This is a genomic window from Flavobacterium proteolyticum (assembly GCF_015223105.1).
GTDB classification, from domain to species: domain Bacteria; phylum Bacteroidota; class Bacteroidia; order Flavobacteriales; family Flavobacteriaceae; genus Flavobacterium; species Flavobacterium proteolyticum.
In genome coordinates, this window is sequence record NZ_JADFTZ010000001.1 from 397,213 (window position 1) to 409,883 (window position 12,671).

Below are 12,671 nucleotides of genomic sequence, written 5' to 3' on the forward strand. Positions count from 1 at the left end.
TTAATTATTGCATTTTAAACACAACTGGTATTGTGTATTTGATTCTTACTTCTTTATTCCCTTGCTTAGCAGGAATTAATTTAGGGATTCTTTTTACTGCTTTCTCTGCCGCTTTTTGCATTTCAAATGTAGCTCTTTTATTATTTACCGCTAAAACATTTGTAATCGAACCATTTTCATCGATGACAAATTCTACTTGAGCAACTCCTTGTTTTCCTACAGCTAAGTCTTCTTCAGGATATACTAAATTTTTTACAATCGCTTTAGCCAATTGCTCATCAAAACATGCTTTTTGTTCTGCTCTACTTAACCCCTTACATGCTGGAAACATAGGTAACTGCTCAACAGTAAATGCTGTTGGCGTTTCTACAACACCTCCATTACCATTTTCTTTTGGAGTTTCTGATGGAGTTGTATCGGTATTATTTTGATTATCTGATGAATTATCTTGATTAGCCAAGGTTGTTGTGTTATCCTCTTTTTTTGGCTCGGCTTTTGTTGGTTTAAAAACATGAGTTACTTTAGGAACATTACTTACAACAGGCTTTGTTGTTTCTTGTGGTTTTGTAATTGGAGCTGGATTATAAACGTAAGTTGGCTCAGAATAAATACCAGTAGAAATAACATGACTAAAGGGTTTTGATACATCCTTAAAATTAAATTCTAAAATAAAAAGCACAACTAACATGGTTGCAATTAAACCAACTTGAAAATAGATAAAGCTATTTTTTACTCTTTTCGGGAAATCAACATTTGCTTTCATGATTATATAGATTAATAGTTAACGGTTTGTTAATTAATCTATACAATTTATATGCCAAAAAAAAATCCCAACTCGAAAGTTGGGATTTAGTATTATTGTAATTTGAATGTAATAGGTTGACTGTATTTAACTCTTACAGGCTTACCTCTTTGCATACCTGGTTTGAATTTAGGTAATTTGTCAATTACACGTTTTGCTTCTTTTTCTAAAAGTTCACCACCTTTAGGACCACGAACTTGAACATTAGTAATACTTCCATCTTTATCAATTACGAATAAAACAGAAACTCTACCTTGAATTCCATCTTCCATAGCCTTTTCTGGATATTGTTGGTTTTTCTTAATGTGCTTAGCCATTTGCTCCATAAAACAATCTAAACGTTTGTTTTTTGCAACACCTTCACATCCAGGAAATACTGGAACATCTTCAATAACTGTAAAAGGAACTTCTTCATCAATTTCTTCAGCCGTTCCACCTTCTTCACCATAAGAAGAAGCTGTATTAACTACAACCGCTTTATTTTCATCAACTTCTGTAGTTTCAATCTTTTTCTCTTCAAGTACTTGTTTGTTATCAACAATTTGAATTACCTCTGGCGCTGGAGGAGGTGGTGGTGGTAGTCTTTGTGTAGGAGGCATTGTAAGAATAACTTCTTCATCTTCCATTGCCATATTATCTGAAACTACAAGTTCAACTTTTTCTTCTCTAGGATCTTCCGTCTTCATTTCAATGCTCACATACGTTAACATTAAAACAGCTGTTAAACCAATAAGGAAATACAACGAACTATTTCTCTTAGGGTCTACATTAGGATTTTTCTTTATTTCCATAATTTTAATTTTGAGGTGCTAATATAGTTAATATTAGAAATGTTTTAAAAAAATTTATTAAAAAATTTATACTTCACACAATAGAATCCGAAATATCCCATAATTGCACCCAATGAGTTTGCAAATACATCATATAAATCAGGCTCTCTTGTGGTTGTTAATAGTCCTTGTAAAACCTCAATAATTATGCCATAAACTATTGCAAATACAATAATAATAAAACTATATTTTTTTAAATAAAAGTTTTTATGCAATGCAAAACTCCAAAACACAACAAAAAAGAAGTAAAACAAAAAATGTACTAACTTATCATTTCCTGGTATTGCTACCTTAGGAACATTATTAAAATTTACTAAACTTGCTACTGTAATTAAAACAGTCCAAATAATAGCGAAAAATAAAAAATTACGCTCCGATAAGTGCTTTATAATCTTCACTCGATAAAAGTGCATTTATTTCAGAAGCATCAGAAATTTTCACTTTCACCATCCATCCATCTCCATAAGGATCTGAATTTACTTTTTCTGGATCTGATTCTAAAGAATCATTGAATTCAATAATTTCACCAGATAGTGGTAAAAACAAATCAGAAACCGTTTTAACAGCTTCTACTGTTCCAAACACCTCGTCTTTATCTAACGTTTGATCTAAAGTTTCCACTTCTACATATACGATATCACCCAATTCTTTTTGAGCAAAATCAGTGATCCCTACAGTTGCAACATCGCCGTCAACTGAAACCCATTCGTGGTCTTTAGTGTATTTTAAATTAGTTGGTATATTCATTTGGTTATAATTTTTTGACGTACAAATGTAATTGTATTTATTGAATTGAAAAAAAGGTTTTTGTTATTTTTTTACATAAAAAAACACCCGTTTAAAAAAATATTTTCTAACGGGTGTTTTACTTTATAATAGAATTATTTAATTCCCAAAATTATATCGTAAGGTAAATCCACTTCTAATATTAGTTGTTGGAAAAGATGTTGAAATAACTGCTTGAGAAAATTGATGATCATAGAAGAATATCGCCGTTAAATACTTACTAAACGAATAATCTGCTGTTAATTTTATAGACCATAAATCTTGTCCTCCTCCTAATTGATTATTATCGTAATCTAAATATCGAACAATGGTATTACTTTTTCGTAATGAAAAATCGGCCTTTATATTGATATCACTTTTTATAACTCCTGCTGTATTATCCGCTAAAGCAGAATTAATGGTAACATCTTTAATTCTATATCCAAGACCAATTATGTATTCGTTATCACTAACCTCAGTAAGTAGATTATTATCAAAACTCATATTAAGTGTTCTTCCTTTTTTAATTTCCGCTAAGAATTTAAATGAATTTTTTAGCGTCATATCAACTTTTACTAAAGGATTAAATTGTTCAGTAAGGTTAACGTTAGATACAATCTTATTCGCATAAAAATTACCATTGGCATCTACTGGAGCGTCATTCAAATTAGAACGAAAAGCATTAACATTATAACTTGCTCTGTAACCATGTTGGATTGAGAAGGTTTTGAAATTATCTTTAAACCAAGAATAACGCATTAAACCTGTATATTTAATATTCCAATTTGGTAATGGCGTATTTCTAAAAACTCCCGTTGCTACTTTACTTGCATCTTGACCGGAATAAGCTGCAATGAAGGAAGGCAATAATACTTGTTGGCTATTTTTACCGTAACCAACCGGATAACCTTCAGCATCTCTCGGGAAAGTTGCAGAACCGTAGTAACTTTCTGCTAATCGATTTGCTACAACAAGTCGGTTATCTCTCAAATCCTGAAAGGCTTGAGAAAAATTCACATCGCTTTGAGAGAATGAAGTTTTTATTAATATTGTTGAAATATTAAAATTACCAAAATCGTATGGAGAACGAGAATTATAATTCCCATTAGTCACATCGTACTGTTCTGAAAAATTATAAGTATAAGAACGATCTGCACTTAAATCGATTTTCAAATCAGGAAACACTTCTAACTGAGCTGTCAAATTCAATTTTTTATTTTCTACTTGAGTGAAATTTTGGTTAAACTCTGGAAATGATGTCAACCATCCATTTCTTGCAGCTTCATAACGCACATCCGCTTGGCTTCCAAAAATAAAACCTAAGGAAGGCTTAGAAGAACCAAAGAAACCTAACCCAGGTAAATATCCCGGTAAAACAGTCCCTTTATTTTCAGTGTAATTTACTTGAATATTTTTTACGCTTGTTATAACACCTATTAATCCCGACATAAAAAGATTGCGCTCATTAGAAATATTATTATTTCCTGCCGAAGTAACTTTTTGACCAGGTTTTGGCGCTACTTGCTTATTTTTAGGAACATTTTTACCTTTATTTGACTTCGTTTTAGTTAAGCCCACATACTTATAAAACATATCCATGTTCAAAATAGTATTCAACTTATGAGAACTAGCATTTTGAACTGTATTACCTAATTGATAAAGCGTTCCATCTTCTGCTTCTATACTTGAAAACGCATCTGAAGAACGTTGCCAATTATAATCTCCGGTGTAAGTATAAGTAGATTTTACAAAACTAAATATTGGCAATTTATTTATTGGAAGATCATAATTTACCACAAACTGTTGATTGTGCTGATTTGCTGTTCCTGTATTCCAATAATCATCCCAAATGTCCAATCCATCAATTGGTAAATTGTTTTCATCTAAATAATTTCTAACGATATTATTAGAAGCAGCTGTATAATTTACACGTAATGATTTTGTGATATTATAATTGAAACCATATTGATAATTAAAGAAATAATTTCTTCTATATAAATCTCCTAATCCAATTCCTTCAACGTCTACCAAACGGAATCTTTGTTTGTTAAACTGTCTTAGAATGGTAGAACTGAATGAAATATTTGTTGGCAAGAAATTAAAATTAAAATCACTCAACAATTTATAATAATTACTCTTTTTAAATACTTTAGTTTCTTTAAAAGGCTCAACAGTTAACGGTTTAAATGAAAAAGCATAATCAACTGTAGATCTATTTTGTTGATCAATTAAATTTTCAATTTCATAATCATGATGTTGTGTTTCGTTTAATGAGTACGAAAGTGTTAAATTTTCAACATCATAAAAATGAGGTTTTTTCTCTGGATTTTTCTCTTTTTTAACTCCAATTAAGTTGATACTTGTTCTCTTTGTATAATCAATTGCTCGATTTTCGATATTAGAACGATCCGTTGGATTTGTAGTAAGATCTAACAATTGTTGTAGTTCGATGTCCTGATAAAAAGGATCGTATTTTGGCGTAATAGTTTGTTCACCTACACCATAATTTAAAGGAAGGTTAATTCTCCAATTTTTTGGCAACAACTTTCCTAAATTTAAATTAGTCACAATATCATATTGAAAAACATCTTCTCTACTTCTTTCGTTTGGACCTTGTTCTAAAGATCCAAATCCGATAGTACTCATTCGAGTAGTTGCAGATACGGTAGCAAAATCAGCTAAATTAGAATCTAAATTAGCTACAGCAGCATAACCGCCTTTATTATCCATATCAGACATACGCAACTCATTGAACCAAACTTCACCTCTTTGAATTTGCCCTGATTTATTTTTTATACCAATCATTAAAGTTCTAACTAGACCAAAATTTGGATTTCCTTTTATCCCTAATGTTAGCCTATCATTTGAAGAACCTAAATTTTCCTCTTCCACAAAACCTATTCCATTTGCATCATAAGCAATTGAAGGATCACTAGCCAAAGCCAATATTTTTAATTCCGTTAAGAGAGAAAACGGTAATTCTATTTCATTTTCTGAAGGCCAAATTACATCAGGTGATGATGCTCCATAAGGGGTTACTTTTAAAGGAATTTCAACTTGATAAAAGTTATCTGTAAAATCATTTCCAAATCGAATAAATGCTGTTAGACCTTCATCTTGCAAACCTCCATTTTCTGTAGCTTCAGCATGTAAAAACATACGCAGTTTTTTGTACTGGCGCATATCAACACTTACATTTTTGAAAACAGCTCTTGAATCGTTCGGTTGTAATCCATTCACAACACCTCCCGTTTTATCATAAACTCTCAATGACAATGATTGCTCGTTTTGATTTATTACCGTATTGTTATTGTATAATTGTTCTCTAACTACTCCTGGTGGAGTCACATATTTAATTGGAGTTCTATCTCCATTTTCTTGAATATTTAAAGCTACAACATCAAACGCTGTATTATCATCATCAGTTTGTGGATCATTAAAATCTAATGAATTTACATATCTTCTCCATTCGCCTCTTACTAAATCTAAAGCTCCAAAACGCAATGTGACTTCATCTTTAAATCCAGTCATATACATACGCATGAAACGAATCGATCTAAAATCATTGATAGGACCTACTTTATTAGCATCTGTAAATTCTTGAATTGGAATTTTATATAAAATCCATCTAGCATTTGCGGTTTCTCCATTCGGTAATACTTCTGTAGATTTTCTTGAATCAACAATATAATTTTGACCAACAGGAACCCCATTATCGGCATCCGGATATTTCAAGATTGGCACCTCAAATTTAAAGTAGGCATTAATCGTATTCATTGTGTTGTCACGATTGATATCTTCAACATCAGGAAAGGTTGTGTTACCTCTATTATTATCTGTTACCGTTACAGGGGAATTACCTTCAAAACCATTATAATTTTTATATCGCGTAACAATATCACCCGTTGTATTTAAATAAAATTGATAATTATCTGCTGATGGATCTGATTGAGAAGCAAATGCTGGGAATTTTAAAACTTCATCGGTATCGGTTAAACCATCAAAACCTGCATCTTGAACCGCTCTATTTCCCCCATTTGTATCAAAGGCATAAATTAATGATTGTGCTGCTGGAACTTCTCCCCAAGACGTTGAAACTACAGGTTGAAGTGAATTTTGTTCGGGTAAACCATTTTCATATAGCTTTTTACCATCTCTCAAAATATCTTCTGATATTTCACCTAAATTGAATACTAATTTACCTGTATTGGTAGGATCTGCTACATCACCAGGATTACCATAGTATGGATCTAACACCCAAAACTGAATATATTCAACATTTGACTGTTCAAAATTGGTTGAATTTATAGAACGCATAATTCCTCCCCAATTTTCTGGAGCCTCAATATTTGTAAATTGATTAGTAGCAGCCAAAGTAGGATTAAAATTGTATGGCCCTCTATCTTTTGGATAATAAGTTAAATCTAAAGTATTAATCACTGTTGATTGTCCTTGAGCAATATCCGTAACTGGATACAATTCTCTACTAAAAATTCTTCTTGTTCTATTAAAAGATAAATCAGCATCAGAAATACCTGCTGGAGGCTGTATATAGAATATAGGGTCAATACTATACCATGATAGTTTAGCTCTTTTATAACCTACACTTAGATTGTCAACTGATGTTTCATTTGATGTAGCATCACCATCAAAAGCCCCTTCTAAAGGAATACTAGCTAAAGACCATGCTTGGGGACTTCTCATATCTATTGTTGACTGCGACCCTTCAAAATCGTCAATATAAGATGTTGGTTCTCCATTAAATTGATCCGCTTTTGATGCTCCTGGTTTTAAATAAGCAATTTCTCCTCTTAAAGAAATATTTGAAGGAACATCGGTATCAATATTTGGAAGTTTGTTTACTAATCTTGTTAAAAATGGAACTTCTGTTGAGAAATTCCCATTAAATCCAAAAATAGTATTGTTAACCGATTCTTGTCCATAATTAGATTTGGTTGTAAATGGTCGCTCCGACATGTTTAGCATTGTTGCACCTAACAAAAACTTATCATTGAATTTATGCTCAACATTAAAACCCCAAAATCTTCTTGTTTGCTGACCAAAAACAGAATTATTCTCTACCGAAACTTCAATAGGTGTGCTAGCTAGAGAAGGATCTAGAATATTTACCTTACCCATTTGATAATTAACCGTATAGTCAACACCTTCAACTAAAACTCTTCCTCCAGCAGTTACAACAACAGAACCTTGTGGCACATTAAAAGCACCAATAGAAATTCCATCACCACCCATAGACTTAAATCGCCCTTTTAATTGAAATTTATTTTTAGCACTTTCCTGTAATGCGGCAGCTTGTGTTGTTTTATATAAATTTCTAAAAACGTACTTAGCCTGATTGCTATTATAAGTTAATGGGTCATCGTAATTTTCAGCAAGCGAAGAAACATCTAATTTATTAAATAAGTGTTTTCCAAAAGGTTCCACTTTTAAGAATATAATTCTCCCTTTTTGAGCATCAACTGTTAAACCTGGATAAAAATCAAAAAAACCATCACCACCCTCTTGAGGATCATTAGTAAAATTCAACTTATCTAAATCGAAAACTTTTAATAATGGAGTTTCAACAACATCTGCTGGTAATGGATCTGTTCCTGCTTGAGTAATATAATTTAAAGGAGAGGGATCTGTATATAATATATTTAACTTAAAATCATCTTGTTGTAATTGAGCACCTCCAGGAATTTGATAAATATTTTTCATCATGATATTCCAAGTTGGCATTGTGAAATATGGACCAGAACCACCCACTTGATATTTATCAATTGTTAAATTACTCTTTAACAACTTCAAAATTAAGGCTTGAGAACTTGGAACTCCTGAAGCATCAACGTTTGTAGCGTCTACTCCATCTGTACCAAACTCTCCTACTTGATAAACTTGATCACCGATAGTATATTGGTAAGCAACAGCTAACACTTCATCATTTGCCAAACGTTGATTAAGTGAAATATAACCAAGTTGAGGATGGAATGTATATTCTGAAGCTGTTAACTTTCTTGCATTTTCTAGTTTTGCAAAGTCAACTCCTTCAGCCATTCCTGGAATATTAAATCCATTTGAAGCCGTAGAAACATCTCTAATAGAACTATTTAAGAAATTGCTTCCAATATTTTTTGGGTCAAATTTATTGTTTCCGTTATTTGATGGATTATCAGCAGCTACATTATAAAAAGTTGGATTGACCGTAGTATTAACATGCACTGTTTCTTCTGGCAAAACATTTGTTAAAGGTCCTTCTCCAATATCTTGTAAAGCTACTATATTTCTTAAGTTATTCTCTGTGGTATTTACCCTGTTTTGCTTGTTAGTAATCCAAACCTCAATTCTGTTAATTTGAACACGAGAATTTACATAAGGAAATGTTTCCAAAGCCTTATCATATTTATCTCTAAAGTATTGCGATAAGAAATAGTGACGATCCACATCATAATCCAATGCAAACAACTCAAAATCTTGAAGTGTTCCACCTCCTTGAGCTGTTACTGATTTAGTTTGTGACTTTTGCTCTGAAAAAACTCCTGTAAATGTTGTCTTACCAAACTGCAACTGTGCTTTAACTCCGAACAAACTTTGTGCTCCTCTTATTAAAGAATTGGATAATGGAAAGCTAACGTTACCTACTTCAATTTTTTGGATTATATCATCTTCAGTAGGCGTATATTCTAATTTTATTAAATTTTGAAAAGCAAAAGTTGATTGTGTATCATAATTTACGTTAACATTCAGACGTGTTCCTACTTTTCCTTGAAGACCAACACTAATTCTTTGATCAAAATCAAAACTTATTGTTTTTCTATTTCTAGGAGAAAAAGCGGGATTATCTTGTTTTGTAAATCGTACACCTAAATCTAACTCTACAGAACCAGTAGGTTTTACATCAATTGTATTACCACCAAAAATAGTTTCAAAAAACTTAGAATTTACATAATATCTTGGTAATAAATTCTTCTTTGCTTCTTCAGAACCCACTTTCTTTCCATCGATTGCAGCAGATTTTTCCTGATAGTATTTACGCATTTGCTCACGCAAAACTAATTCTTCGTATTGTTTTGGTGTTAATATCATAGGATAATTGATATTAAAACCATCAACAGAACTAGTGTAAATATAACGATCGGATGCAGGATCATAAGTATATTTATCCAATATACTAACTGGATTTGGCAAACTTAACTTACCTAAATCAACACCTGTTTTCACAGAATCTTTTTCTTCTTCATCTACCTGAGCTTGTAGTGAAAAAGAAAAAAGAACACATAATAATGCAAGACTATATTGTAATTTATTTATCGCTTTTATATTAATGTTTTTCAAGTTTTATAAATTTTTTAAAGCTTGTTTTATTAAGTTTTCCACAGAGGCATTTGGGGTATCTCTTATAATTTTATCAATAACTTTTTCGGCTGCTTTTCTTGCAAATCCTAAAACTTCTAAAGCAGATAACGCTTCATCTTTGTTTGTATTGCTTTCAACAACAGAAACTTCATCTAAATTGTACACTTTTAACACTTTTTCTTTTAAATCTAAGATAATTCGTTGTGCTGTTTTAGCTCCAATACCTTTCATCGATTGAATCGTTGCCACATCATTCGCCGCAATAGCCTGAATAATTTGTGCTGGCGCTAAAGACGACAACATTGTTCTTGCTGTACTGGCACCAACACCCGAAACCGAAAGCAATAACTTAAAAAGTTCTCTTTCCTGTTTTTCTACAAATCCGAACAAACTATGCGAATCTTCTTTAACTTGAAGAAACGTATATAATTTCAAACTCTCAGAATCTGGAATTAATGAAAAAGTGTGTAGTGAAATATTAATATGATAGCCCACGCCATTGCAGTCAATTACAACTTCGGTAGGTGTTTTTTCAACTAATCTTCCTTGAATGTGCGCTATCATATAATGATATTCTTATTTGTTTTGTTTTCTACTTTTCTCTTGAGCATCTACAACAGCAACTGCTGCCATATTTACCATTTCTTCAACACTTGCACCTAATTGAAAAACGTGAACTGGCTTGTCTAATCCTAAAATAATTGGACCAATAGATTCGGCTTTATTTAACTCTTTCAATAATTTGTAAGTAATATTAGCAGCGTCTAAGTTAGGAAAAATAAGTGTATTCACTTTTTTATTTACCAATTTTGAAAAAGGAAACTTACTTTTTAGCATATCCGAATTCAAAGCAAAGTCAGTTTGAATCTCTCCATCTACAATTAAATCAGGAAAATTTTCATGTAAATAAGCTACAGCTTGACTAATTTTACTTGGACCTTCATTGTGTGATGAACCAAAATTAGAATACGAAACCATTGCAATCACTGGCTCCATACCAAACATTTTCACTGTTTTAGCAGTCATTAAAGCAATTCTAGCTAAATCATCAGCTGAAGGATTTGGATTAATTGCGGTATCCGACAAGAAAATCGGACCTCTTGCCGTCATCATCATATTGGTTGTAGCAATTTTTGAAACACCAGGCGCTTTATCAATCAATTGCATTACCGGTTTAATGGTTGTTGGATAACTTCTTGAATATCCTGTCACCATAGCATCTGCTTCACCTGTATTGACCATCATTAAACCAAAATAGTTGCGCTCACGCATCCATTTTTCTGCATCTAACAATGTGATTCCTTTGCGTTTTCTAGTTTCCCAAAAATGCTTCGCATATTCTAGTCTCTTAGCTTCTGATTCTTTCGTTTTTGGATCAAAAATCGGCACTTCAGTATCAAAACCTATTTCCTCTTTTAATTCTTTGATTGTTTCTAAATTTCCTAATAAAATTGGGAAACCAATGCCTTCTTCGTGAACAATTTGAGCCGCTTTTAACACATCAATTTGATCGGCTTCAGCGAAAATGATACGTTTTGGATTCGTTCTTGCTCTATTGGTTAACAAACGAATCATTTTGTTATCAGAACCCATTCGTTCTAACAATTCGTCTTTGTATTTTTCCCAATCGGTAATTGGCGCTGTAGCAACACCTGATTCCATGGCAGCTTTTGCTACGGCTGGAGGAACTGCTGCAATTAATCTTGGATCAAAAGGTTTTGGGATGATATAATCGCGACCAAAAGTTAATTTTGTTTCGCCATACGCAATATTCACTTGCTCTGGAACCGATTCTTTAGCTAATTCCGCTAAAGCTACAACGGCCGCTTTCTTCATTTCCTCATTGATTTTTGTGGCTCTAACATCTAGCGCCCCTCTAAAAATAAATGGGAAACCTAATACATTATTTACTTGGTTAGGATGATCAGAACGACCTGTTGCCATAATGATATCTTTACGCGTATCAATCGCTAAATTGTAATTGATTTCTGGAGTAGGATTTGCCATTGCAAAAACTATAGGATTATCTGCCATTGACAATAACATTTCAGGTGTAACTATATCTCCAGATGACAATCCGATAAACACGTCAGCACCTTTCATAGCGTGAGCTAAATCATCGTAATGTTTATCCGTTGCATATCGGCGTTGCATATCGGTAACTCTTGGATCGTCTTTTCTTAAAGCTCCTTTACTGTTGAACATTACAACATTTTCTGGTTTCACTCCAAAAGAAACATATAAATTAGCACAAGCAATGGCAGCCGAACCAGCTCCAGAAATGACCATTTTCACTTCTTCCATTTTCTTGCCAGCTAACTCTACTGCATTCAATAAAGCAGCTGATGAAATAATAGCAGTTCCGTGTTGGTCGTCGTGCATTACTGGAATATTTAACTCTTCTACCAAACGTCTTTCTATTTCGAAAGATTCTGGTGCTTTGATATCTTCTAAGTTAATTCCTCCAAAGGTTGGCGCAATATTTTTTACCGTTTCAATGAATTTATCTACGTCTTTAGTATCCACTTCAATATCAAATACATCAATATCAGCGAAGATTTTGAACAACAAACCTTTTCCTTCCATTACAGGTTTTGAAGCTTCTGGACCAATATCTCCTAAACCTAAAACAGCGGTTCCGTTTGAGATTACAGCGACTAAATTTCCTTTTGCGGTATATTTATAAACGTTGTTAACGTCTTTTTCAATTTCTAAACAAGGTTCTGCAACTCCTGGAGAATACGCTAATGCTAAATCTCTTTGTGTTGCATATTTTTTTGTGGGAACTACCTGAATTTTACCAGGTGTAGGCTTTGCGTGATATAATAAGGCTTCTCTACGTTTACTATCTTTATGCATGGTTTTTTATTTTACTAACTTACAAATATAAGGGTATACGTATAAAATGAGAAATTATT

The 12,671-nt window shown here is 32.6% G+C and carries 7 protein-coding genes; all 7 read right to left on the reverse strand.

Annotated features, from left to right (window positions below; genetic code table 11):
* Positions 1 to 4: 4 nt before the first annotated feature.
* The 7 genes from IM755_RS01725 to IM755_RS01755 all read right to left on the reverse strand — a co-directional run bounded on the left by IM755_RS01725 (position 5) and on the right by IM755_RS01755 (position 12,612).
* A complete protein-coding gene (locus tag IM755_RS01725; RefSeq protein ID WP_194093337.1) occupies positions 5 to 763 on the reverse strand; it encodes an energy transducer TonB in 759 nt (252 codons plus the stop codon).
* Between the two features lie 92 nt (positions 764 to 855).
* Positions 856 to 1,593 (reverse strand): energy transducer TonB, encoded by a 738-nt coding sequence (locus tag IM755_RS01730; RefSeq protein ID WP_026724350.1) that lies wholly within the window; start codon positions 1,591 to 1,593, stop codon positions 856 to 858.
* A 44-nt stretch (positions 1,594 to 1,637) separates the two neighbouring features.
* Positions 1,638 to 2,030 carry a VanZ family protein gene (locus tag IM755_RS01735; RefSeq protein ID WP_194093338.1) on the reverse strand — a complete coding sequence of 131 codons (393 nt, stop codon included), beginning with the start codon at positions 2,028 to 2,030 and terminating at the stop codon, positions 1,638 to 1,640.
* Positions 1,999 to 2,379: a glycine cleavage system protein GcvH gene (gene gcvH, locus IM755_RS01740; protein WP_026724352.1), complete on the reverse strand. Its 381-nt coding sequence runs from the start codon at positions 2,377 to 2,379 to the stop codon at positions 1,999 to 2,001. The genes IM755_RS01735 and gcvH overlap by 32 nt, the downstream gene beginning before the upstream one ends.
* 138 nt (positions 2,380 to 2,517) lie before the next feature.
* The gene (sov, locus tag IM755_RS01745) at positions 2,518 to 9,732 is read right to left on the reverse strand and encodes a T9SS outer membrane translocon Sov/SprA (protein WP_228063876.1); all 7,215 of its coding nucleotides are present in this window, start codon (positions 9,730 to 9,732) and stop codon (positions 2,518 to 2,520) included.
* Positions 9,733 to 9,735: 3 nt separating this feature from the next.
* The gene (gene ruvA / locus IM755_RS01750; protein WP_194093339.1) at positions 9,736 to 10,317 is read right to left on the reverse strand and encodes a Holliday junction branch migration protein RuvA; all 582 of its coding nucleotides are present in this window, start codon (positions 10,315 to 10,317) and stop codon (positions 9,736 to 9,738) included.
* 12 nt (positions 10,318 to 10,329) lie between these two features.
* Positions 10,330 to 12,612, reverse strand: a complete 2,283-nt coding sequence (locus IM755_RS01755) for an NADP-dependent malic enzyme (protein ID WP_194093340.1) — start codon at positions 12,610 to 12,612, stop codon at positions 10,330 to 10,332.
* Positions 12,613 to 12,671 lie beyond the last annotated feature (59 nt).